Source organism: Delftia sp. WY8 (genome assembly GCF_018437695.1).
Lineage (GTDB): Bacteria > Pseudomonadota > Gammaproteobacteria > Burkholderiales > Burkholderiaceae_C > Comamonas > Comamonas tsuruhatensis.
Map to the genome: position 1 here is coordinate 3561010 of NZ_CP049795.1, position 23235 is coordinate 3584244.

A 23235-nucleotide genomic window follows, 5' to 3' on the forward strand; every position below is an offset into this window, starting at 1 on the left:
TTTCATGTGAAACATCGCCGCGCCCCCAGGGCGCTCAGACCCTTTCGAAGATGGCTGCGATGCCCTGGCCGCCGCCTATGCACATGGTCACCAGCGCATAGCGGCCGCCCGTGCGCTGCAGTTCGGCGATGGCCTTGGTGGTGATGATGGCGCCCGTGGCGCCGACCGGGTGGCCCAGCGAGATGCCCGAGCCGTTGGGATTGACCTTGGCCGGGTCCAGCGCCAGTTGCTGGATCACGGCGCAGGCCTGGGCCGCAAAGGCCTCGTTGGCCTCGATGACGTCCATGTCTGCAATCTTCAGGCCCGTGCGCTGCAGCACCTTCTGCGTAGCCGGCACGGGGCCTATGCCCATGTAGGCGGGGTCCACGCCGGCATGGGCGTAGCCCACCAGGCGCGCCAGCGGCTTCAGTCCCAGGGCAGCCACGCGATCGCCTGCGGCCAGTGCCACGGCGGCGGCACCGTCGTTGATGCCCGAGGCATTGCCGGCCGTCACGGTGCCGCCTTCCTTGCGAAAGGCCGGCTTCATGGCGCTGAGCACTTCGATGGTGGTGGCCGCGCGCACATGCTCGTCGGTGTCGAAGACCACGACGCCCTTGCGCGTGGCGATTTCCACGGGAACGATCTGCTCCTTGAAGTGGCCGGCCGCGATGGCAGCGGCCGCGCGCTGGTGGCTGGCCGCTGCCAGTTCATCCTGCATTTCGCGGCTGATGTGGTAGCGCTCGGCCACGTTCTCGGCCGTGATGCCCATGTGCATCTTCTGCCAGGGATCGTGCAGGATGCCCAGCATGTAGTCGATGCTCTTGGCGTCGCCCATGCGCGCGCCCCAGCGCGCGGCCTGGTCGAAGTAGGGGCCGCGGCTCATGGACTCGCTGCCGCCGCCGATGGCCACGTCGCAATCGCCCAGCGCAATGGCCTGGGCGGCAGAGACGATGGCCTGCAGGCCGGAGCCGCACAGCCGGTTGACGTTGAAGGCCGGCGTCTCGATGGGGCAGCCCGCATCGATGGCGGCCACGCGCGAGAGGTAGGCGTCCTTGGTATCGGTGGGGATCACATTGCCCATGACCACGTGGCCGACGGCGTCGGGCGCCAGGCCCGCGCGCTCGATGGCGGCCTTGACGGCCGTGGTGGCCAGCTGGGTGTTGGGTACGTCCTTGAGGCTGCCGCCGAAGGTGCCGATGGCGGTGCGCGCAGTGCCGACGACGAAGACGTCGCGTGGGGTCATGGTGAAGCTCCTCAAAGCGATGAACACGGGGGATGGAGTGCATTGTGCCGGGCAGGCGGCAGGCAGCGCAGCCGCCTCGGCGTCAGTTCCGAGCGGAGGTCAACGTCCCTCGAATTGCGGAGTCTGCCTGGCGTGGAACGCCGCAATGCCGCGCGGCAGGTCGGCCGTGCGCGCACAGGCATCGAAGGCGCAGGCCTCGGCCGCCAGCTGCTCGCGCAGGCTGCGGTCCAGGCCCGCGCGCATGAGGCGGCGCATATGGCCGAGCGCCACCGTGGGGCCGGCGGCCAGGCGCTGGGCCAGCTGCTGCACGGCGGCGTCGAGTTCGGCGGGCGGCAGGACACGGTTGATGAGGCTCAGGCGCTGCGCTTGGGCGCAGTCCAGGGTCTCGCCCAGCATGGCGATCTCCAGCGCGTTGCGCAGGCCCACGATGCGCGGCAGCGCCCATGAGGCGCCCACGTCGCAGCTGGCGCCCAGGTTGATGTAGGCCAGGTTGAAGCGCGTGCCCTCGGCCGCGTAGACGAAGTCGGCCTGCAGCATCAGCGACAGGCCTGCGCCTGCCGCCGCGCCATGCACCTTGGCGATGACGGGCGCATCGAGCTGGCCCAGCAGCGCCACGGCCTCGTTGAGCGGGCCCAGCAGTTCGGCGGCGCCGCGCACGGGGTCGGCGGCCAGCGTGTCCAGGTCGCCGCCCGCCATGAAGGCGCGGCCCGCGCCTTCCAGCACCACGCAGCGCAGCGCGCGGTCCTGGGCCAGGGCGCGCACGGCGTCGCGCAGCGCCAGTGCCATGGGCACGTCGATGGCATTGAGGGCGGCGGGGCGGTGGAAGGTCAGCGTGGCGATGGCGCCTTCGCGCTGCAGCCGCAGCGGGGTGTCTTGCGTATCGGTCATGGGAGGCTCAGTGGTACAGGGCGTCGATTTCGGCGGCGTAGGTCTTGTAGATGGAAGAACGGCGCACCTTCATCGTGGCCGTGACTTCGCCGTCGTCGTGGTCCAGCTCCTTGGTCAGCAGATGGAAGCGCCGCACATGCGAGACCTGGGCCAGGCGCGCATTGCCCTGCGCGATCTCGGCCTCGATGAGCGCGCGCACCTCGGGCATCTCGGCCAGGGAGCGGAAATGCGTGAAGGCAATGCGCCGCGCCTGTGCCCATTGGCCCACGGTCTCGTAGTCGATCTGAACCAGCGCGCCCACGAACTTGCGGCCCTCGGCCACGACGATGCACTCCTTGATGAAGGGGCTGGCCTTCATGGTGTTCTCGATCTCCGAGGGCGTGAGGTTCTTGCCGCCGGCGGTGATCATGATGTCCTTGAGGCGGTCCACGATGCGCAGCTGGCCGCCCTGCACGCGCACCACGTCGCCCGTGTGCAGCCAGCCGTCCTGGATGCTTTGCGCCGTGGCCTCGGGGTTCTTGTAGTAGCCCGCGAAGACCATGTCGCCCTTGATCTGCAGTTCGCCGCTGTCGTCACCCTCGTGGCCCGCGCTGCTGCCGAGGCTGGCAATGCGCCATTGCACGCCTTCGGTGGCCACGCCCACGCTGCCCACGGACACGTCGTCCAGCCGGTGGCCCGTGACCATGCCCGTGGATTCGGTCAGGCCGTAGACCTCGATCAGCGGCACGCCCAGCGTGCGGAAAAAGCGCACCACGTCGGGTGGTATGGGCGCGGCGCCCGTGAGCGCCACGCGCGCCTCGCGCAGGCCGATGAAGTTCTGCAGTGCGCGCAGCACGCTCCAGTAGCTGGCGGCGCAGGTGAGGTGTTCGGCCAGGCTCCATTGCCTGCGGGGCTTTTCGGCCAGCGGCGCGCAGGCGGCCATGGCGCGCCGGTAGAGCGCGCGGCGCAGCGGCCCGGTCTCCTGCATCTTGATGCTGATGGCCGCATGCAGCTTTTCCCAGATGCGCGGCACGCCCAGGAACATGTTGGGCGCGACTTCGCGCAGGTCTTCCTGCACCGTGCGGATGGACTCGCCGAAGTGCACCTGCGAGCCCAGGTAGACCGGCACAAAGCTGGTCAGCATCTGCTCGGCCACGTGGCACAGCGGCAGGTAGGACAGGTGGCGCGTGCCGCCATCCAGCCCCAGCCGCTCGGCAATGCCGGGCACCACGCCGCGGATGTTGCGGTAGGTGATCATGGCGCCCTTGGGCTTGCCGGTGGAGCCCGAGGTGTAGATCATCAGCCCCACGTCATCCAGCGTCTGGCGTGCCAGCGCCTGTTCGATGGGGGCGCGGCTGGCGGCCTGGGCGCCCAGGCGCTCGACCTCGTCGAAGGTGGTGATCAGGGCGCGCAGCTCGGGCGCAAGGCTGCGCAGGCCCTTGGTCTCCATGACGATGATTTTCTGCAGCTGCGGCAGCTCGGGCAGGGCGGCCAGCAACTTGTCGGTCTGCTCCTGGTCCTCGCACACCATGATGGCGATGTCCGCGTGTCCGGCCACGTAGGCGACCTCGGGCGTGGGACTGGTGGGGTAGACGCCCACGGTGATGGCGCCGATCAGGCCCGCGCCCATCTGGGCCAGCACCCACTCGATGCGGTTCTCGGAGATCACGCCCATGTGGCCGCCTGGCGGCAGGCCCAGCTGCGCCAGGCCCAGCCCGAAGTGGCTGGCACGCTCGTGGTAGCGCGCCCAGCTGGTGGGCTTCCAGATGCCGAAGTCCTTTTGCCGTATGGCCACGCGCTGGGCATCGCTGCGCGCGCGTTCGGCCAGCATCTGGGGCAGGGTGAGTTCGGGAAGGTTCTTCATATCAATGACCCATCGCGCTGCCTGTGACACTGGCGTGCCCCCACACGGGAGCACCGAGGAAGGGCCGCCCCGCACCGAGGGTGCTGTCCCCCTCCCTCGCGAAGCGGGAGAGAGGGGGAAGGCGCGAAGCGACTCAGGGGGTGCTTCATGACAACCAGCGCTTGCGGCGCTTGTAGTGCTTCAGGTCGCGAAAACTTTTTGCCTCGCCGCCACCACCCATGCCCAGGTAGAACTCGCGCACGTCGGCATCCTGGGCCAGGCGTTCGGCCGGGCCGTCGATGACGATCTTTCCGTTCTCCATGATGTAGCCGCTGTGCGCCACGGCCAGGGCCACGGTGGCGTTCTGCTCGACCAGCAGCATGGAGGTGCCGCGCTCGGCATTGATGCGCGCGATGATGGTGAAGATGTCCTCCACCAGCTTGGGCGCCAGGCCCAGCGAGGGCTCGTCCAGCAGCATGAGCTGGGGCTCGGCGATCAGCGCGCGGCCAATGGCCAGCATCTGCTGCTCGCCGCCCGACAGGTAGCCGGCCAGGCCTTTGCGTCGCTCATGCAGGCGCGGGAAGTAGCTGTAGACCAGGTCGAAGTCGGGCTTGACTTGATGGCGGCCCGTGAGCGCGTAGGTCGCGGCCACGAGGTTTTCCTCCACCGTGAGGTCCTCGAACACGCGCCGGCCCTCCATCACATGCGACAGCCCCAGGCGCACCAGCTGCTGGGGCGCGTACTGCGCGGTGGACTGGCCGTTGTAGCGCACGCTGCCGCTGGCCAGCAGCCCGTCCTCCAGCGCCAGCAGCCCCGAGACGGCCTTGAGCGTGGTGCTCTTGCCCGCGCCGTTGCTGCCCAGCAGCGCCACGATCTGGCCGCGCGGCACGGCCAGCGACAGGCCCCGCAGGGCCTGCACGACCTTGTTGTAGATGACCTCGATGTTGTTGATTTCGAGGACCTTGTCCGTGGGCTGCTCGGTCATGTGCGGGCGTCTGTTCGGACGACGGTCAAAGTGCGATCCAGTCGGACGCAGGCAGCATCTTCTGCGCCTTCATGTCCGCCTTGTAGACGCGGCCCACGGGAATCGAATTGCCCTTGATGGTGATGGGCACGCCGATCAGTCCGCCCGTGTCGAAGTCCTTGATGGAGTTGAGCGCTGCCTTGAGGTTGGGGCCGGTGAGCGGCTTGCCCGCGTCCAGGCAGCGCCTGGCCGATTCCACGAACAGCATGGCCGCCAGAAAGCCCTGGATATAGGCCGTGCTCTGGTACTCGGGGCGCAGCGCGCGGATCTTGTCCAGCATGGGCGCCTTGGCCGAGGTGTCGTAGTAGTAGCGGTAGGGCATGACGCCCATGAAGCCGTCGCCGGCCTCGCCCATCTTCATGACGGTGGAGCTGTCCATGGTCCAGAAGGTGCCCATCCATCGGCTGGTCATGCCCATCTGCTTGCCCTGCTGGATGAACTCGGGAATGGGCGCGAGGATGTAGCCGTGGAAGATGGTGTAGTCGGGCGCGGCGCGGCGCAGCTTGATGACTTCGGTGGACACGTCCACGCTGCCGGGCGGCGTCATCAGCTTGGCCACCATGTTCAGGCCCAGCTTCTTGGCGGCCGCTTCGCTGGCCTCGATGGGGTCGCGGCCGAATTCGGAGTCGGAGTAGACGAAGGCCACCTTGGCGCCCGGCTTTTCCTTGGCGATGTGCTTGAGCAGGATGCCGAACATCTCCGTGTAGTCGGGCCCCACGAGGAACTGGTTCGGGTACTTGGCCGGGTTGTTGAGCTCGGTGGCGAAGGAGGCGCCCGCCATGAGGATGGCGCCGTTGCGGTCCAGCTCCGGGTTGATGGTCTTGGAAAAGCCCGTGGAGTCGCCGTAGTAGAGGTTGACCTTGTTCTGGCTGGTGATCTTCTTGAACGCGGCCACCGAGACATCGACCTTGTAGCCCGTGTCCTCGGGCACGTAGCGGACCTTGCGGCCCTTGATGCCGCCAGCCTCGTTGACGATCTTCACGTAGTCGCCCATGCCGGCATTGATGCCCACGCCCGCGAAGGCGAACACGCCCGTCATGGGGATGGAGCCGCCGATCACGATGTCTTCGCCGCCAGCCTGGGCGCGGGCGGCCAGCGGCGCGGCCAGGCTGGCGCCGGCCGCCAGCAGCAGGCTGCGGCGGCGCGAGGAAGTCGGGTGTTGCTGCATGCTTGTCTCCTTTTGCTTGTCGTGCGCGGCGCCGCCTCAATTGCGGAAGGGCCACAGGTGGAAGAAGCGGCGCAGGCGCCGCCACATTTGTGCGAGCCCCTGCGGCTCGAAGACCAGAAAGACGATGATCAGCAGCCCGAACACCATGGTGCGCACGGGCGACAGGAAGACGGCCAGCTCCGAGCCGCCGGGCAGCAGGTCCACGATGAGCTTGAGCAGCTCCGGAACCATGGTCATGAAGACCGCGCCCAGGATGGAGCCCAGGATGGAGCCCATGCCGCCGACGATGATGGCCGCCAGAAAGAAGATGGACATCAAGAGGGGAAAGCTCTCGGGCGTGACCACGCGAAAGAAGTACGCCCACAGCCCGCCCGCCACGCCCGCGTAGAACGAGGACAGCCCGAACGACAGCAGCTTGTAGCGCAGCAGCGGTATGCCCAGCACCTCGGCCGAGATGTCGCGGTCGCGGATGGCGATGAAGGCGCGGCCTGTGCGCGTGCGAAACAGGTTGGCCGCGCCCAGCAGCATCAGCAGCGTGACGGGCACGATCACCCAGTACAGCCGGAACGAGGTGTCCAGCGCCACGCCGAACACCGTGGCCGGTTGCAGCGTCAGGCCCGCCGTGCCGCCCGTGAGCCTGAGGTTGGCGAACAGGAAATGGGCGATGAACGAGGCCGCGATGGTGGCAATCGCCAGGTACAGGCCCTTGACGCGCAGCGAGGGCAGGCCCACCACGATGCCGCCCAGCATGGCCACCAAGCCGCCCGCCAGCAGGTTGAACAGCACGGGCGTGCCCCAGCGCGCCTGCACGATGGCCACCGTGTAGGCGCCCAGTCCCATGAAGGCGGCTTGGCCCAGGCTCACCAGACCCGTGTAGCCGGTGAGGATGTTCAGCCCGGTGGCGCCGGCCACGTTGATGCTGACCAGGCAGGCCAGGTACAGCCAGTAGTCGCTGGCCATGAAGGGAAACAGCAGCAGCAGCGCGCCGGCCATGGCCAGCCAGATGCGTTGCGTGCGGGAGTCGAACAGCGCCGCATCGGCGATGTAGCTTTCCTTGAGGGTGCCTATGCGCATGCTGCCGTCTTTCTGAAGCTGTCTAGAGCCGCTCGATCTCGTGCGTGCCGAACAGGCCGTAGGGCCTGAGCATGAGCACCACGACCAGCACGATGAAGGTGGCCAGCAGCTTGTACTCGCCGCCCAGGTAGGCGCCGGCCAGCGCCTCCACCAGGCCGATGAACAGGCCGCCGACCAGGGCGCCCAGCACGCTGTCCAGCCCGCCCACGATGACGACCACCAGCACCGACAGGCCGAACACGCCCATGCTCGACGAGATGCCGCCGATGGAGCCGACGATGATTCCCGACACGGCGGCGATCATGGCCGACACCGCCCACGCCAGCGAGAACACGCGCGGCACATTGATGCCCACCGAATAGGCCGCTGCCTGGTCGCTGGCCGTCGCACGCAGGGCCACGCCGCCGCGCCAGTAGCGGAACACCAGCAGCACGGCCGCGATGAAGACCACGGCCACGGCTGCGCCCCAGGCCACCTTGGGCGCGAGAAAGGCCTCGCCGATCATCACGGGCTGCGTGGGCATGAACTCGGGCAGGCGGCGCTGGTCGGCCGTCCAGATCAGCTCCACCAGGCCCACCAGCACCGAGGCCAGGCCCACGGTGACCATGAACACCGAGATCGGCGGCTCGCCCAGCAGCGGCCGGATCATCGTGCGCTCGATCAGCGCGCCCAGCAGCCCCGTGCCCAGCACGGCGGCGGGAATGGCCAGCCACAGCGGCAGCGCGAACATGGCCGCGAAGGTGAAGAACAGGTAGGCGCCCACCATCAGCAGCTCGCCGATGGCGATGTTGACCACGCGCGTGGCCTTGTAGACCACCACGAAGGCCAGCGCGGCCAGCGCATACAGGCCGCCGCCGGCCAGGCCCGTGAGGGCGATCTCGAACAGGTAGGCCCAGTCCATCATGCGGCTTCCTGTGCCAGGGCAGGCTGCGGCGTGGCGGGCTCCGGCCGGGCGGACGCGCCGCGCAGCCGGCGCCGCAGCTCGCCCACATCACCGGCGCCCAGGTAGGCCCGGTTCACCTCGGGATCGGCCTGCACCGCGGCCGGCGTGCCCTGGGCGATGACCTGGCCGAAGTTGAGCACCACCACGTGGTCGGACAGGTCCATGACCATGCCCATGTCGTGCTCCACCATGAGCACGGTCACGCCCCATTCGGCGCGCACGTCCAGGATGAAGCGCGCCATGTCCTCGGTCTCCTCGCGGTTCATGCCGGCCACGGGCTCGTCCAGCATCAGGATGCGCGGCTGCATGGCCAGGGCGCGCGCCATCTCCACGCGCTTTTGCAGGCCGTAGGACAGGGCGGCCACGGGCGCATGACGGATGTGGTCTATCTCCAGGAAATCGATGATGCGCTCCTCGATGTCGCGGCGCAGCTCGGCCTCTTCGCGGCGAGCGCGGCCCAGATAGAGCAGGGCGTCGAGCACGTTGGTGCGCAGGTGGGCGTGGCGGCCCAGCTTGATGTTGTCCAGCACCGTCATGCCCCGGAACAGCGCAATGTTCTGGAAGCTGCGCCCCAGGCCCAGCCGCGCACGGCGCGGCGCCGGCATGCGCGTGATGTCTTCGCCCTGGAAGCGGATGGAGCCGCCCGTGGGCCGGTAAAAGCCCGAGATGGTGTTGAACAGCGACGTCTTGCCCGCGCCGTTGGGGCCGATCACCGCCGTGATCGAGCCGGGCTGCACATCGAAGCCCACGCCCGACAGCGCCTTCACGCCGCCAAAGGCGAGCGTGACGCCATCGACCTGCAGCAAGGGGGCGGGCGGGCCGCCGTCGGGGTGTGTCTCCATGGCTGTCTCGTGCGTTGTTTCGTCGAGCCGGGCAGGAGCCTACTGATGCGTAGGCTGTTTACTTTGGAGTAGATTCTGGTTGTCGCCCACCGCATGCAGCATCGGTGATTTCCCCGGTGCACCCGCCGCCATGAAGCCATCGAGCCCTGAAACCAAGACCCGACCCAGCCCCAGCCCCAGCCCCGGAACCCGCGCCCGCAAAGGCCGTGCGGCGCCCGCCGTGGACTCGCCCTGGAGCGGCACGCCCGACCGCGAGCAGCAGCGCGAGGCCAAGCGCCAGGCCGTGCTGCAGGCCGCCGCGCAGCTGTTCAACGAGCGCGGCTTCTCCGCCACCTCGCTGGACGACATCGCCGCGCGGCTGGGCGTGAGCAAGCCCACGCTGTACTACTACGTCAAGAACAAGGACGAGATCCTGCTGCAGTGCGTGAACCAGGGCCTGGCCATGACGCTGGAAGGCATCGAGGCCTCGCGCCGCGCAGGTGGCCAGGCCGTGGACCAGCTGCGCGCCTGCATGCAGGTCTATGCGCGCATCGTCACCATGGACTTCGGCATGTGCCTGATCCGTGTCGGCGACGAACAGGTCCCTCCCGACAGCCGCCGCGAACTGCGCCGCCAGAAGGCCGCCATAGACCAGGCCTTCCGCCGCCTGGTGGCCGCCGGCGTGCAGGAGGGCTCCCTGGCCCCCTGCGACCCCAAGATGACGGCCTTTGTCATCGCGGGCGCGCTCAGCTGGATAGGCCGCTGGTACCAGCCTGGCGGCCAGTACTCGGCCGAGGAAGTGGCGCAACAGTGCATTGATACCTTGATGGGGGGGGTGTTGCGCAGGGCGGAGCCTGCTCGGCGCGCGGCCTCCGCAAAGCGCGCGGCAAACCCTTCCAAGGATTGAGCCGAAGCCGCACATGCCCGCAGAGCTTTGGTTCTATAGAGGTGTTTCCAAGAGCCTAAAAGAGCCTCCGGCAATTTTGGGGCGCTTTATAAGTCGTTGTGGTTAAACAGTTTTTCGCACTCTCTAAAAGAGGCTAAAGAACTTGGCATCTTTTGGACTCATAGACCGGTCTTGATGCCACGGCCCAAACGCTGCAGATATCAATCCGACAAATGCCATCGTGCCCAACGGCGCGCACCCATCAGCTGGAGGCGCCCCTCATTGCGCAGCTCTTTCAGCAGATCCTGAACGGCACTCATTGGCAAGGACGGCAGCACCTGCCGCAGTTCGGCCAGCGCAGCACCATGCTCTCTGTGCTTTGTGAGGTGTTTGAGCAGCAGCGCCTTGTTGGTCTCTCTGTCCAGGCCGCGTTGCCGGGTATGCGTTCCTTTGGCGCCCAAAGACGCATACAAGGCCTCGGACAGGATGTAGCGCGTCCCTTTGCCTCGACCTATGGATTCCACCGCTCCCGCCGCCAGCAGGCCTGCAAGGCGTTCCCTCAAAGGGGCAGACAGCGGCTTTTCCTGTTGCAGGCATTCCAGCGCGAGGTAGTCCAATGTCGAGAAGCTGCTCAGCTTCTCTTCGCCGAGGTGCTCCATGAAGCGTACGAAGGCCGGGTTGCGCACTCCGCCTTCCAGGGTCAGCCGTACTTCGTGGGCGGATGTTCCTGCAAGGCTGGGCAGGGGCTTGCCTTGTCGCACCGCGCTTTCCACCATGAGATTCAGGCCTTGACCAGAGCGCTCGATCAAGCCGCAGCGGGCGAGGGCTTCGGCGAGTCTGCGATTGCGCGGATTCTGTTGGTCAATGATGTTCTCGGGCGTGATTCCGGGCGGCAGCCCTCCCGGGCTGATCACCTCCAGCCGCTTGGAAAATTGCCTGACGAAAATCGAACCACCCAGGCGATAGTCCCTATGGGCAACCGCATTCAGGAGCGCTTCCCGGACCGGAACCTCGGCAAATGTCGGCAGGTCCATGCGGAAAAAGTCGTCCTGGTAGCTTTGGCGGTCATTGCGCAAGTTGATCTTTTTCCAGAGCGCGTCCTGCCACGCAAAAAAGCCCTCTCGAAACTCTTCGCGATCGGCAGCCGGTCCTGCCGCTTCGGACGACCGGTATTCAAAGACCAGCTCCGCCTGGGCCAACCATCTTGTCAGAGCCGCTCTTTTGCCGAACAGGATGAGCGCGGCATAGCTCACCTGATTGCCTTCTACGAGCAACTCTGCATCCCGCAGGGTCTGTTCGTCGCTCAGTTCGCGTCTGCGAGCGGTATTGCCTTTGCGAGCCCAGCGCTCCCGGAACAATGCAATGGATGACGGCTCCAGATCCTCCAGCGTGGCCCCTGGGCATGGCTGTGCCGAGAAGTCGGGGCCGGTTTCATCGAAGATGGCCCGCAGTTCTTGCGCGCTCATTGTCGCCAGATCATCGCCGGCCCGTTTGAGAAAGCTGCCGTCGATCTGCCATGCCGTGCCCGGCAGCCGGGAGGGCACACGCACAACCAGCACACGGCCTTGCGGCAGGCGCAGTTCCTCAACAGGGATACGGTGGCCCAGTCTCTGGTGCAATCCGGCCTCGGTGCGGCCCGGGTCTTCGAACGCCTGCGTACCCACGATGAGGCGAGGTCGTTTGTCGGTCACGCCCAGCACGATGGCGCCGCCGCCTTCGTTGGCCAGGGCTACGCAGTACTTGAGCAGTTTTTCAAAGTCATAGCGCTGCTTGGCTTCCTTGAACTCAAGCCGCTGACCTTCAGGCTCAAGCAACCATTGGTGAAGCTGGGTGGGCGTGGTGAGCATGCCCACAGCTTAAATTAAGCGCCGCTTCCCACTGTGTCGGGCGCTGCCAGATCATCCAAGATCGGGCAGTCCGGCCGGTCGTCGCCGTGGCAGCAGTGCACCAGGGTCTTGAGCGTGCGCTGCATGGCCTGCATGGCGGCGATGCGCTCGGTCAGTGCGTCGATGTGGCGCTGGGCGATGTCCTTGACCTGGCTGCTGGCACGGCTCTTGTCCTGCCACAGGCCCAGCAAGGTGGCGATCTCGTCCATGGAGAAACCGAGGTCGCGGGCGCGGCGGATGAAGCGCAGGGCGTGCACGTCGGACTCGGCGTACTGGCGGTAGCCGCCGTCCGTGCGGTGCATGGGCGGCAGCAGGCCCTGGGCTTCGTAGTGGCGCACCATGCGCGCCGAGACACCGGCGCGGCGCGCGGCCTCGCCGATGGAGACGGGCCAGTGCTGTGCTTGGGCGGACATGGTGCGTGTCACTCCGGGGACTCAGGCGACCTTGTAGCCTTCTTCGGCGATGGCCGCGCCCAGCGCCTCGCGGCTGGCGCTGCTGTCGACTTCCACGCGCTGGGCTGCGCGATCGATTTTTACCTGGGCCTGGTCATCCACGCCCTGCACGGCCTGGGTGACGGCGCGTTCGCAGTGGCCGCAGGTCATGCCCTGCACGGTGAAAACATGTTGCATTTCTAGCTCCTGGTTGGGGCGCGCCGAAGTGGCGCAAGCCATGGACGGCATGTTGAACCCTGACACCATGGCAAGGTCAAGCGCCTGGCTGGGCAAGGGTTGATTTGGCCCAACTCGATGTGAGTCGGCCGGCTCAATGATCCGCTGCAATGGCCGATAGATCGAAAAGAGCCGTGAATATGCAAAAACCGTCATAGACCATTGGCGATCATCTGACAAACTGCAACAATTTGTATTTACGTTGGCGCTATGCATTTGGAGACCGTGCGTGCGCCCTGACTGACAGAGAGGAAAACGGTCATGAACTTGTTGGGAATGATGCGGGCTTTCACGATCCGCACGCGGATGCTGGGTGCCATCGCCATGGTGCTGGTGCTGCTGGGTCTGCTGGGCGGAGCCGGGATGCTGGGCATGTTCCGCATCCATGGCATGAGTCAGCAGTTCATGCATACCTCGTACGCCAAGATGGGCTACATGGTGGAGTTGCGCGCCGAGCTGGGCGCGGTGCGCGCCCATGAAAAGGACATGATCATCCAGTACGAGCGTGCCGACGAGGTGCGCAAGGCCCACGGGCAGTGGCTGGCGGCCATCGAGCGCGTCAAGGCCGTGGCGGGGCGTTTTCTGAAGGACGAGGACCCTGCCGACGATGCCATCGTCAGCGGCATCTCCGACCGTGTGGACCGCTACCGCCAGCAGTTCGAGCACATTGCGCGCCAGCTGGAGGCCGGTGGCTACGACACGGCCACCACGGCCAACCGCATGAGCGGCAAGGCCATGGCCGAGGTGGCCGAGGTCGAAAAGCTCATCGCCCAGCTCGACCAGCTGCTGCGCCAGCAGGTCGATGCCATGACCGCCGAGGAGCAGGGCGTGGCCGAGCAGACGCAGTGGATCTTCGTTGCCGCCGTGGTGCTCACGGTGCTGGTGGTGGTGCCGCTGACGCTGATGAACATGCTGTCCATCTGCCGCCCCCTGGTGCAGGCGCGCCAGACGGCGCTGACCATCGCCCAGGGCGACCTGTCGCAGAGCGTGAAGGTGGAGGGCAAGGACGAGGTGGCCGACCTGCAGCGCGCGCTGGACCAGATGCAGCAGAGCCTGGGCTCCATGGTGACCCAGGTGCGCGACGCCAGCGGCAACATCGCCACGGCCAGCCAGGAGATCGCCACGGGCAACCAGGACCTGTCCTCGCGCACAGAGCAGACGGCCAGCAATGTGCAGGAGACCGTGGCCTCGCTGTCCCAGCTCACGGCCACGGTGCAGCAGACGGCATCGTCCTCGCAGCTGGCCAACCAGCTGGCGGCATCGGCCTCGACCACGGCCACGCGCGGTGGCGACGTGGTGGCCCAGGCCGTGGTGAGCATGCAGGAGATCACGACCTCCAGCCGCAAGATCGGCGACATCATCGGCCTGATCGACTCCATCGCCTTCCAGACCAACATCCTGGCGCTGAACGCCGCCGTGGAAGCGGCGCGCGCCGGCGAGCAGGGCCGCGGCTTTGCCGTGGTGGCCGCCGAGGTGCGATCCCTGGCCCAGCGCTCGGCCCAGGCGGCCAGCGAGATCAAGGCGCTGATCCAGACCAGCGTGCAGGCCGTGGACGTGGGCGTGCGCCAGGTCGAGGACGCGGGCAAGACCATGAAGGAGATCGTGGACAGCGTGCAGCGCGTGGGCGACATCATTGGCGAGATCACGGCGGCTTCCAGCGAGCAGTCGGGCGGCATCGGCCAGGTCAACCAGGCCGTGGGCGATATCGACCGCATGACGCAGCAGAACGCAGCCCTGGTCGAGGAGTCGGCTGCCGCTGCCGAGTCGCTGCGCGAGCAGGCCGCGCGCCTGGCGCAGGTGGTGGGCCAGTTCCGCATTGCCGGTGCGGCCGTGGCATCCATGGGCTCGCATGCTTCCTACGGCCGTCCCTCCCAGGGCCAGCCCAGCCTGGCACCGGCCGCAGGCCGCGCCTCGCTGGCCTCTGGCCGGGACACGCGCGAGACCCAGCTGCTGGAACACGCCTGAGATAGCGGACGCAGGGACAGGGGCCCGGCCCCTGTTCCACGTGAATCGTCTGGATAAAAAAAGCGGAGTGCGATGCACTCCGCTTTTTGTTTGTGCGGCCGCCAATCAGGCCTGGCGCGCGAACGGGTAGTCGATATAGCCCTCTGCGCCGCCGCCGTAAAACAGGCTGGAGTTCCAGGGGTTCAGCGGCAGGTCGTCGTGCAGGCGGTGGACCAGGTCGGGATTGGAGATGAAGGCCTTGCCGAAGGCCACGATATCGGCGTGGCCGCTTTCCACGGCGCGCAGGGCCATGTCGCGGTCATAGCCGTTGTTGACCATCCAGGCGCCCTGGCCACCGGCCTGGCGGTAGGCGGATTTGAGGGCCGCGTAGTCGAAGGGCCGGTCCGGCAATTCACGCGGGCCACCGGTGGAGCCTTCGATGATGTGGATGTAGGCCAGGCCCAGCGGCGCCAGCTGGCGCACCACGTATTCGAACAGCGGCTGGGGATCGGCATCGGCGATGTCGTTGGCCGGCGTCACGGGCGACAGGCGGATGCCCACGCGGCCGCCGCCCACGGCATCGGCTGCGGCGCGCGTGCATTCGAGCAGCAGGCGGGCGCGGTTCTCGATGCTGCCGCCGTAGTCGTCATCGCGCCGGTTGGCGCCGGTCTTGAGGAACTGGTCCAGCAGGTAGCCGTTGGCGCCGTGCAGCTCCACGCCGTCGAAACCGGCCGTCTCCACGGCATTGCGCGCGGCCACGGCGAAGCTGTGGACGATGGCGGGCAGCTCGTGCTGGGCGAGCGCGCGCGGCGCAGAGGTGGGCACGAACTGGCCCTTGCCCGAGTCCTCGTCGATCACATAGGTCTTGGATCTGGCCGCCACCGGGGACGGTCCCACGGGCGCCTGGCCTTCGGGCTGCAGCGAGGTGTGCGAGACCCGGCCCACATGCCACAGCTGGGTGACGATGCGCCCGCCGGCCTTGTGCACGGCGTCGGTCACGCGCTTCCAGCCGTCGAGCTGCTCGCTGCCGTACAGGCCCGGCACATGGGCATAGCCCTGGCCCTGGTGGCTGATGGCCGTGCCTTCGCTGATCAGCAGGCCGGCGCTGGCGCGCTGGGCGTAGTAGGTGACCATGATGTCGTTGGGCAGGGCCTGGGGTGCGCGGTTGCGCGTCAGGGGCGCCATGGCGATGCGGTTGGGCAGGCGCAGTTCGCCAGCCTGTATGGGTTCGAACAGAGAGGTCATGCAACGGGGCTTTCTGTGCGTGAAGCAAAAGCGCCGCCCGTGCGGGCGGCGCGGCGTACGGCACAGATTACGCCCATGGAATCAATCGTGCAGGCCAGGGATTTGCGCGCTGTCGTGCAGGCGACGCCCGCATGCCGCATGGCCCGGCAGATGCGCGCGGCACCCGCCGAGGTGCAGCCGCGCATCCGCAGGCGCCAGGCCTGCGCCGCAGGCACCAAAGACAAAGGGCCGGCCGGTTCCACACCAGCCGGCCCCGTCAGGCCTTGAGCGCAGCAGCGCGGCGCTGCTTACTTGAGCAGGCCTTCGGCCTTCATCGCGGCCTGCACGGCAGGGCGGGCCAGCACGCGCTCGCGGTAGGCCAGGAGGTTGGTCAGCTCGGAGATGTCCACGCCCACGAACTGGGCCCAGCCCGTCACGGTGAACAGGTAGGCGTCGGCCACGGTGAACTGCTCGCCCATCAGGTAGTCGCGGCCATTGAGCTCGCCGTCCACCCACTTGAGGCGGTCCAGCACGCGCTGGCGCACCACGGGCTTGTAGTCGTCGGGCGTGGCGGGGTTGAACAGGGGACCAAAGCCCTTGTGCAGCTCGGTGCCGATGAAGTTCAGCCACTCCTGCAGGTGGTAGCGGGCCATGGTGCCGTTGGCCGGGGCCAGCTTCTTCTCGGGGACCAGATCGGCCAGGTACTGGACGATGGCCGGGCCTTCATGCAGCGTGTCGCCGTCGTCGAGCACGAGGAAGGGAACATAGCCCAGCGGGTTGATGCCGTAGTAGTCCGTGCCGTCCTGCAGCTTGTGCGTCTTGGTGCTGGCCAGGACCGGCTCGTAGGCCAGGCCTGCCTCGTGCAGGACGATGTGGGGAGACAGAGAGCAGGCGCCAGGGCTGTAGTAGAGCTTCATGGTGGATGGCTTCCGATCAGGGTAAGAAAGACAAGCGCCCATGCTAACCCCATGTGGCGGGGCTGCGCATGATGGGACCGCGCTGGCGCCAGGGTTCAGGCCGACAGGCGCTGCGCAGCCCAGAGCACCTGCTCCAGCACGGCCTTCATGCCCAGCTGGTCCTGGGGGCGCTGCAGGCGGCCGGCCTCGTCAAAGGCCTGGCCTGCCTGTCCCACGGCGTGGCTCACGGGCGCCAGCCAGCACTGCAGGTTCAGCAGCAGCGGCGCCAGGTGCGACTGGGCGCGCAGGCCGCCCAGGCCGCCGGGCGAGGCGCTGGCCATGCCCACGACCTTGCCGCGAAAGGGCAGGGTGCCATCGGACCAGACCGGATCACCGGCCACGGGGCTGGAAGCCCAGTCGATGGCGTTCTTGAGCAGGGCAGGGTAGCTGCCGTTGTACTCGGGCGAGCAGATCAGCCAGGCCGGGTGGCCGTGCAGCGCGGCCTTGAAGCGCAGCACGTCGGGCGGCGTGCCGCTGGCCTCCAGGTCGGCGTTGTACATGGGGATGTCGAAATCCGACAGCTCCAGCAGCGTGGGCTGGGCGCCCAGTTCGCGCGCCATGTCGGCGGCGGCGGCGGTCAGGCGCCGGTTGTGCGATTGTTGGCGGGTACTGCCCGCGAAGATGAGGATCTGCATGGCCGCCATTGCATCACAGGCCCTGCACATGTTTCTTGCAAGCGGGCCGCGTTGCGGGCGGCGGCGCGCAGCATCCTGCGGAGAATGCCGCCGCCCGCCGCCCTGTTTCACGTGGAACACCGGCACAGTACCGGCCCGGTGGCAGGGCCGGCCGACCCCTTGCAAGGCACTGGTGCGGCAAAGGTGGGAAAATCGCGGGTTCCCCGCTGGGTTCCCCTCGCTACATGAACGAGGGCCACCTGCCATGAGCGCCGGAGCGTGAGTGCTCCGTGTCGGGGGCTTGGGCCGGGCAGGCCCCCGGAGTGATAAGCATGTTGTACCCACAGGAATTTGATGTGATCGTGGTCGGTGGCGGCCACGCCGGCACCGAGGCCGCGCTGGCCGCTGCGCGCATGGGCTGCAGGACGCTGCTGCTGAGCCACAACATCGAGACCCTGGGCCAGATGAGCTGCAATCCCAGCATCGGCGGGATCGGCAAGGGCCATCTGGTCAAGGAAGTGGATGCGCTGGGCGGCGCCATGGCGCTGGCTACCGATATCGGCGGCATACAGTTCCGCATCCTCAACAGCTCCAAGGGCCCGGCCGTGCGTGCCACGCGCGCCCAGGCCGACCGCATTCTCTACAAGGCCGCCATCCGCGACATGCTGGAGAACCAGCCCAACCTGTGGCTGTTCCAGCAGGCGGTGGACGACCTCATGGTCGAGGGCGACCGCGTGGTGGGTGCCGTCACCCAGGTGGGCGTGCGCTTTCGCAGCCGCACCGTGGTGCTCACGGCGGGTACCTTCCTGGACGGCAAGATCCACGTGGGCCTGAACAACTACGCGGCAGGCCGCGCGGGCGACCCGCCGGCCGTCAGCCTGTCGTCGCGGCTCAAGGAACTGCAGCTGCCCCAGGGTCGCCTGAAGACCGGCACGCCGCCGCGCCTGGATGGCCGCAGTATCGACTTCTCGCAGTGCGAGGAGCAGCCCGGCGACGGTATGCCCGGCGGTGTCAACGAAGGCGTGCTGCCCGTGTTCAGCTTCATCGGCAATGCGGCCATGCACCCGCGCCAGATGCCCTGCTGGATCACCCACACCAACGAGCGCACGCACGACATCATCCGCAGCGGCTTTGACCGCAGCCCCATGTTCACGGGCAAGATCGAGGGCGTGGGCCCGCGCTACTGCCCCAGCGTCGAGGACAAGATCAACCGCTTTGCCGACAAGGAAAGCCACCAGATCTTCCTGGAGCCCGAAGGCCTGACCACCAACGAGTTCTATCCCAACGGCATCTCCACCAGCCTGCCCTTCGACATCCAGTACGAACTGGTGCGCAGCATGAAGGGGTTGGAGAACGCGCACATCCTGCGTCCCGGCTACGCCATCGAGTACGACTACTTCGATCCGCGCTCGCTCAAGAGCAGCTTCGAGACGCGCCAGATCCAGGGCCTGTTCTTCGCCGGCCAGATCAACGGCACGACCGGCTACGAGGAAGCGGCGGCCCAGGGCCTGTTCGCCGGCCTCAACGCCGCGCTGCAGTGCCGCGGCCAGGAAGCCTGGCTGCCGCGCCGCGACGAGGCCTACCTGGGCGTGCTGGTCGATGACCTGATCACCAAGGGCGTGACCGAGCCCTACCGCATGTTCACCAGCCGTGCCGAGTTCCGGCTGCAGCTGCGCGAGGACAACGCCGACATGCGCCTGACCGAGGCGGGCCGCGCCATGGGTCTGGTGGACGATGCGCGCTGGGATGCCTTCAGCCGCAAGCGCGATGCTGTTTCACGTGAAACAGAGCGCCTGAAGTCCACCTGGGTCAATCCGCGCATCGTCGCGCCCGAGGAATCGGAGCGGGTGCTGGGCAAGTCCATCGAGCGCGAGTACAACCTGTTCGACCTGCTGCGCCGGCCCGACGTGGGCTACGGCAAGCTGATGAGCCTGAACGAGGGCCGCTATGCCTCGGCCGATGTGCAGCCCGAGGTGCTGGGCGATCTCAGCGCCTCCGTCGTCGAGCAGGTGGAGATCGCGGCCAAGTACGCAGGCTACATCGACCGCCAGAAGGACGAGGTGCAGCGCGCCGCCCATTTCGAGAACCTGCGCCTGCCGGCCGAGCTGGACTACATGCAGGTGCCGGCCCTGTCCTTCGAGGTGCGCCAGTCGCTGCAAAAGCACAGGCCCGAGACGCTGGGCCAGGCATCGCGCATGTCGGGCGTGACGCCAGCGGCGATCTCCCTGCTCATGGTGCACCTGAAGAAGGGGGGCTTCCGCGGCTTTGCCCCTGATGTGACAGACGCGAAGGGCGAGGAGGCATCCGCATGAGCCAGGAACTGCGCGCTCCTCTCGAGGCCGGCCTGCGGGCGCTGGGCCTGGAGCTTTCCCCTGCCCAGGTCGATACGCTGATGGAATTCCAGGCCCTGCTGGGCAAGTGGAACAAGGTCTACAACCTCACGGCAGTGCGTGATCCGCAGGAAATGCTGACCCACCACCTGCTCGACAGCCTGGCCGCCGTGCCGCCCCTGCAGCGCCACCTGGCCCAGATGCCTGCGCGCGCAGGGCGCACCGCCATGCTGGACGTGGGATCGGGCGGCGGCCTGCCCGGCGTGGTCTTTGCCGTCTGCTGCCCGCAGATCGACGTGCACTGCGTGGACACGGTGGGCAAGAAGGCGGCCTTCATCCAGCAGGCGGCGGCCACTCTGCGCCTGCCCAACCTGCGCGGCATCCACAGCCGCGTGGAGCAGTTGACCACGCGCTATCCGCTGATCAGCTGCCGTGCCTTTGCCTCGCTGGCGGACTTCACCAGCTGGTCGCGCCAGTCGCTGGAGGAGGGCGGCACCTGGCTGGCCATGAAGGGCAAGCACCCCGACGAGGAAATCGCCGCGCTGCCTGCCGACGTGCAGGTGTTTCACGTGGAACCATTGAAGGTGCCGGGCCTGGACGCCGAGCGCTGCATCCTCTGGCTGCGCACTGCTGCAGCCTGATTTTTTTACCGAATAGCACACTGCCGCGTTGCGGCGGGGCCATGTTCCCCATGCGCTGGCCATGGCCCTCGCATAAACTCCCAGCTTTCATCGCTCAGGGGTCAGCATGTTCGGCATCTCCGATTTCAGCGCATTCGTTGTTGCCATTCTTCTGTTTTTGCTGATTCCGGGGCCGGGCAATCTGGCGCTGATCACCTCCACCGGCAAGGGCGGCATACGGGCCGGAATGGCGGCCTGCGCCGGCGTGCTGGCGGCCGACCAGGTGCTGATCTGGATGGCGGTGGCGGGCGTTGCCGCGCTGCTGGCCTCCTATCCCGCGGCCTTCCATGCCGTGCAGTGGCTGGGCGCCGCCTACCTGGGCTGGCTGGGTTTCAGGATGCTCACAGCCAGGCCCGGCGACAAACCCGTGCTGCACATCGAGCCGCGCCACTACTTTCGCCAGGCTGGCCTGATCACCCTGATGAACCCCAAGTCCATCGTGTTCTACATGGCCTTCTTCCCGCTGTTCGTGGATCCCGCAAGCCACCAGGGCCTGCTCACGTTCGCGGTGATGGCGGCCACGGTGGCCGTGCTGACCTTTCTCTATTGCCTGATCGTGGTGCTGCTGACCGCGCATCTGGCCGAGCGCATGCGCGCCAATCCTGCGGTTTCCCGGGTTCTCGAAAAGACTGCGGGCGTGTTTCTGATCGGTTTTGGCCTCAAGCTGGCCATCGCCAAATAAGCGTGTAAATACCATGGCCAAAATCTTCTGTGTCGCCAATCAAAAGGGTGGGGTCGGCAAGACCACCACCGCCGTCAACCTTGCTGCGGGCCTGGCCAAGATCGGCCAGCGCGTGCTGATGATCGACCTGGACCCCCAGGGCAATGCCACCATGGGCTCGGGCGTGGACAAGCGCGCGCTGGAGCTGTCGGTCTACGACGTGCTGCTGGAGAACGCCAGCGTCAAGGAAGCCGCCGTGCGCTCCGAGGCCGTGGGCTATGACGTGCTGGGCGCCAACCGCGAACTCAGCGGCGCCGAGATCGAGCTGGTCACGCTGGAGCGCCGCAACGAGCGGCTGAAGGGCGCCCTCAGGGCGGCCGATGCCGACTACGACTTCGTGCTCGTGGACTGCCCGCCCAGCCTGTCCATGCTCACCCTGAACGGCCTGTGCGCGGCCCATGGCGTGGTCGTGCCCATGCAGTGCGAGTACTTCGCGCTCGAAGGCCTGACCGACCTGGTCAACACCATCAAGCAGGTGCATGCCAACATGAACCCCGACCTGCAGATCATCGGCCTGCTGCGCGTGATGTTCGACCCGCGCACCACGCTGCAGCAGCAGGTCAGCGACCAGCTCAAGGAGCACTTCGGCGACAAGGTGTTCGACACCGTCATCCCGCGCAATGTGCGCCTGGCCGAGGCGCCCAGCTATGGCGTGCCCGGCGTGGTCTTCGACCCGGGCGCCAAGGGCAGCAAGGCCTTCATCGATTTCGCGCACGAGATGGTGCGCCGCATCAAGAAGATGTAGCCATGCAAGGTTCACATGAAACGGCAGGGCAGGGCGTGCCGACCGGGTGGGCTGCCGAGGACGTCTGGCTGCTGCCCGGCTGGCAGAACTCGGACGCCGGCCACTGGCAAAGCCGCTGGGAGCAGCGCCACGGCTACCGCCGCCTGGAGCAAAACGACTGGGACCGTCCGCTGCGCGGCGACTGGAGCGCCAGGCTGCAGGAGACGGTGCTCGACGCGCCGCGCCCGGTGGTGCTGGTGGCCCACAGTCTGGGCTGCATCCTTGTGGCGTGGTGGGCGGCGCATTCGCCGCTGGCCGCCCGCAAGGTGCGTGGCGCGCTGCTGGTCGCCCCCGGCGATACCGAGCAGCCCCAGCTGCGCGAGCAATTGCCTGGCTGGTCGCCCGTGATGATGCAGCGCTTGCCGTTTGCCTCCATCGTGGTCGGCAGCAACAACGATATCTATTGCAGCGCGCAGCGCGTGCAGACCCTGGCCGATGCCTGGGGCGCGCGCTTTGTCGATGCAGGGCCTTCGGGCCATCTCAACACGGCCAGCGGGCTGGGCGACTGGGACAGCGGACACGCGCTGCTGGCGTCGCTTTGACAAGGACAACACCATGGTGACCAAGAAACCCAAGGGGCTGGGACGCGGACTCGAAGCCCTGCTCGGCCCCAAGGTCCACGACAAGGAAGAGGCCGGCGGCCCCGTGGCCGAGACCGGGCTGCCCAGCATCCTGCAGCTGGACGTGATGGTGCCCGGCCAATACCAGCCGCGCACCCACATGGACGAGGGCGCGCTCTACGAGCTGGCCGAAAGCATCAAGGCCCAGGGCATCATGCAGCCCATCCTGGTGCGCCGCCTGGCCAAGGGCGAGCACGCCGGCAAGTACGAAATCATCGCGGGCGAGCGGCGCTTTCGCGCAGCCCGCATCGCCGGCCTGGCCGAGGTACCGGTGCTGGTGCGCGAGGTGCCCGACGAGGCCGCCGCCGCCATGGCGCTGATCGAGAACATCCAGCGCGAGGACCTGAACCCGCTGGAAGAGGCCCAGGGCCTGTCGCGCCTGGTCAAGGAATTCGGCCTCACGCATGAGCAGGCGGCCCAGGCAGTTGGACGCTCGCGCAGCGCGGCCACCAACATCCTGCGCCTGCTGAACCTGGCCGACCCGGTGCAGACCATGCTCATGGCCGGCGACATCGACATGGGCCATGCGCGTGCCCTGCTGTCGCTGGACCGCGCGGCCCAGATCACGGCCGGCAACCAGATCGCGGCCAAGAAGCTGTCGGTGCGCGAGGCCGAGGCCCTGGTCAAGAAGATCGGCGCCGACTTCAGCCTGGTGCGCCAGAAGTCCAAGAAGGAAGGCAAGACGCGCGACATCAAGCGCGTGGAGGAAGAGCTGTCCGACCTGCTCATGGCCGATGTCGAGGTGCGCATCAAGAAGTCCGTGCGCCGGGGCGGCAAGCTGCAGGAAATGGGCGAAGTGGCGATCCAGTTCGGCTCGCTCGATGCGCTCAACGGGCTGATCGAACGTTTGCGCGGCGATGCTCCCGAGTGATGACAACAGCTTGTAACCGTCTGTGATCTGTCGTTCTCCAGCAAAGCAGCGCTTTTTCGCAAGGGTGAATCCCGGTATATTTGCGCGCT

22 protein-coding genes are annotated in these 23235 nt (G+C 67.2%); 8 read left to right on the top strand and 14 right to left on the bottom strand.

The window, feature by feature from the left end:
* Positions 1-34 precede the first annotated feature (34 nt).
* The 8 genes from G4D77_RS16440 to G4D77_RS30995 form a co-directional block, all read right to left on the bottom strand.
* A complete protein-coding gene (locus tag G4D77_RS16440; RefSeq protein WP_047217528.1) occupies positions 35-1222 on the bottom strand; it encodes an acetyl-CoA C-acyltransferase family protein in 1188 nt (395 codons plus the stop codon).
* Positions 1223-1321: 99 nt separating this feature from the next.
* Positions 1322-2110, bottom strand: a complete 789-nt coding sequence (locus tag G4D77_RS16445) for an enoyl-CoA hydratase/isomerase family protein (protein WP_154832962.1) — start codon at positions 2108-2110, stop codon at positions 1322-1324.
* A 7-nt stretch (positions 2111-2117) separates the two neighbouring features.
* The gene (locus G4D77_RS16450; RefSeq protein WP_213757689.1) at positions 2118-3953 is read right to left on the bottom strand and encodes an AMP-dependent synthetase/ligase; all 1836 of its coding nucleotides are present in this window, start codon (positions 3951-3953) and stop codon (positions 2118-2120) included.
* A gap of 145 nt (positions 3954-4098) precedes the next feature.
* Complete coding sequence (locus G4D77_RS16455) at positions 4099-4917, bottom strand: ABC transporter ATP-binding protein (RefSeq protein ID WP_016447277.1); 819 nt, start codon at positions 4915-4917, stop codon at positions 4099-4101.
* Between the two features lie 25 nt (positions 4918-4942).
* Positions 4943-6124 carry an ABC transporter substrate-binding protein gene (locus tag G4D77_RS16460; protein WP_016447278.1) on the bottom strand — a complete coding sequence of 394 codons (1182 nt, stop codon included), beginning with the start codon at positions 6122-6124 and terminating at the stop codon, positions 4943-4945.
* A gap of 36 nt (positions 6125-6160) precedes the next feature.
* Positions 6161-7198 carry a branched-chain amino acid ABC transporter permease gene (locus G4D77_RS16465; protein WP_154832966.1) on the bottom strand — a complete coding sequence of 346 codons (1038 nt, stop codon included), beginning with the start codon at positions 7196-7198 and terminating at the stop codon, positions 6161-6163.
* A gap of 22 nt (positions 7199-7220) precedes the next feature.
* A complete protein-coding gene (locus tag G4D77_RS16470; RefSeq protein ID WP_017406956.1) occupies positions 7221-8102 on the bottom strand; it encodes a branched-chain amino acid ABC transporter permease in 882 nt (293 codons plus the stop codon).
* Positions 8099-8983, bottom strand: a complete 885-nt coding sequence (locus tag G4D77_RS30995; RefSeq protein WP_213757690.1) for an ABC transporter ATP-binding protein — start codon at positions 8981-8983, stop codon at positions 8099-8101. Before G4D77_RS30995 ends, G4D77_RS16470 begins: the two co-directional genes overlap by 4 nt.
* A gap of 130 nt (positions 8984-9113) precedes the next feature.
* On the opposite strand from G4D77_RS30995, the gene G4D77_RS16480 reads away from it, so the two are divergent.
* The gene (locus G4D77_RS16480; protein ID WP_016447282.1) at positions 9114-9869 is read left to right on the top strand and encodes a TetR/AcrR family transcriptional regulator; all 756 of its coding nucleotides are present in this window, start codon (positions 9114-9116) and stop codon (positions 9867-9869) included.
* Between the two features lie 200 nt (positions 9870-10069).
* Here G4D77_RS16480 and G4D77_RS16485 read toward each other — a convergent pair whose 3' ends face one another.
* Genes G4D77_RS16485 through G4D77_RS16495 form a run of 3 tightly spaced genes read right to left on the bottom strand, consistent with a single transcriptional unit; the run spans position 10070 to position 12363 of the window.
* Complete coding sequence (locus G4D77_RS16485) at positions 10070-11695, bottom strand: RNA/DNA-binding domain-containing protein (protein WP_154832968.1); 1626 nt, start codon at positions 11693-11695, stop codon at positions 10070-10072.
* 14 nt (positions 11696-11709) lie between these two features.
* Complete coding sequence (gene cueR, locus G4D77_RS16490) at positions 11710-12147, bottom strand: Cu(I)-responsive transcriptional regulator (RefSeq protein ID WP_046985949.1); 438 nt, start codon at positions 12145-12147, stop codon at positions 11710-11712.
* A gap of 21 nt (positions 12148-12168) precedes the next feature.
* On the bottom strand, positions 12169-12363 hold the full coding sequence (locus tag G4D77_RS16495) for a heavy-metal-associated domain-containing protein (RefSeq protein WP_012201975.1): 195 nt from the start codon (positions 12361-12363) through the stop codon (positions 12169-12171).
* Positions 12364-12663: 300 nt separating this feature from the next.
* Here G4D77_RS16495 and G4D77_RS16500 point away from each other — a divergent pair, with 300 nt between their 5' ends.
* Positions 12664-14367 carry a methyl-accepting chemotaxis protein gene (locus G4D77_RS16500; RefSeq protein ID WP_154832970.1) on the top strand — a complete coding sequence of 568 codons (1704 nt, stop codon included), beginning with the start codon at positions 12664-12666 and terminating at the stop codon, positions 14365-14367.
* A 105-nt stretch (positions 14368-14472) separates the two neighbouring features.
* Here G4D77_RS16500 and G4D77_RS16505 read toward each other — a convergent pair whose 3' ends face one another.
* The 3 genes from G4D77_RS16505 to G4D77_RS16515 form a co-directional block, all read right to left on the bottom strand.
* A complete protein-coding gene (locus G4D77_RS16505; RefSeq protein ID WP_154832972.1) occupies positions 14473-15591 on the bottom strand; it encodes an alkene reductase in 1119 nt (372 codons plus the stop codon).
* Positions 15592-15878: 287 nt separating this feature from the next.
* Positions 15879-16487: a glutathione transferase GstA gene (gene gstA / locus G4D77_RS16510; RefSeq protein WP_013799958.1), complete on the bottom strand. Its 609-nt coding sequence runs from the start codon at positions 16485-16487 to the stop codon at positions 15879-15881.
* Between the two features lie 95 nt (positions 16488-16582).
* Positions 16583-17170: an NADPH-dependent FMN reductase gene (locus G4D77_RS16515; RefSeq protein WP_154832974.1), complete on the bottom strand. Its 588-nt coding sequence runs from the start codon at positions 17168-17170 to the stop codon at positions 16583-16585.
* Positions 17171-17472: 302 nt separating this feature from the next.
* On the opposite strand from G4D77_RS16515, the gene mnmG reads away from it, so the two are divergent.
* The 6 genes from mnmG to G4D77_RS16545 all read left to right on the top strand — a co-directional run bounded on the left by mnmG (position 17473) and on the right by G4D77_RS16545 (position 23146).
* On the top strand, positions 17473-19452 hold the full coding sequence (mnmG, locus tag G4D77_RS16520; RefSeq protein WP_016447288.1) for a tRNA uridine-5-carboxymethylaminomethyl(34) synthesis enzyme MnmG: 1980 nt from the start codon (positions 17473-17475) through the stop codon (positions 19450-19452).
* The gene (gene rsmG / locus G4D77_RS16525) at positions 19449-20111 is read left to right on the top strand and encodes a 16S rRNA (guanine(527)-N(7))-methyltransferase RsmG (protein WP_016447289.1); all 663 of its coding nucleotides are present in this window, start codon (positions 19449-19451) and stop codon (positions 20109-20111) included. The genes mnmG and rsmG overlap by 4 nt, the downstream gene beginning before the upstream one ends.
* Before the next feature lie 106 nt (positions 20112-20217).
* The gene (locus tag G4D77_RS16530; RefSeq protein WP_133072868.1) at positions 20218-20832 is read left to right on the top strand and encodes a LysE family transporter; all 615 of its coding nucleotides are present in this window, start codon (positions 20218-20220) and stop codon (positions 20830-20832) included.
* 13 nt (positions 20833-20845) lie between these two features.
* Entirely contained in the window at positions 20846-21616 is a 771-nt protein-coding gene (locus G4D77_RS16535; RefSeq protein WP_016447291.1) for a ParA family protein, read from the top strand.
* Positions 21617-21618: 2 nt separating this feature from the next.
* A complete protein-coding gene (locus G4D77_RS16540; RefSeq protein WP_017405073.1) occupies positions 21619-22197 on the top strand; it encodes an RBBP9/YdeN family alpha/beta hydrolase in 579 nt (192 codons plus the stop codon).
* 13 nt (positions 22198-22210) lie between these two features.
* The gene (locus G4D77_RS16545) at positions 22211-23146 is read left to right on the top strand and encodes a ParB/RepB/Spo0J family partition protein (RefSeq protein ID WP_016447293.1); all 936 of its coding nucleotides are present in this window, start codon (positions 22211-22213) and stop codon (positions 23144-23146) included.
* The last annotated feature ends 89 nt before the right edge of the window (positions 23147-23235 follow it).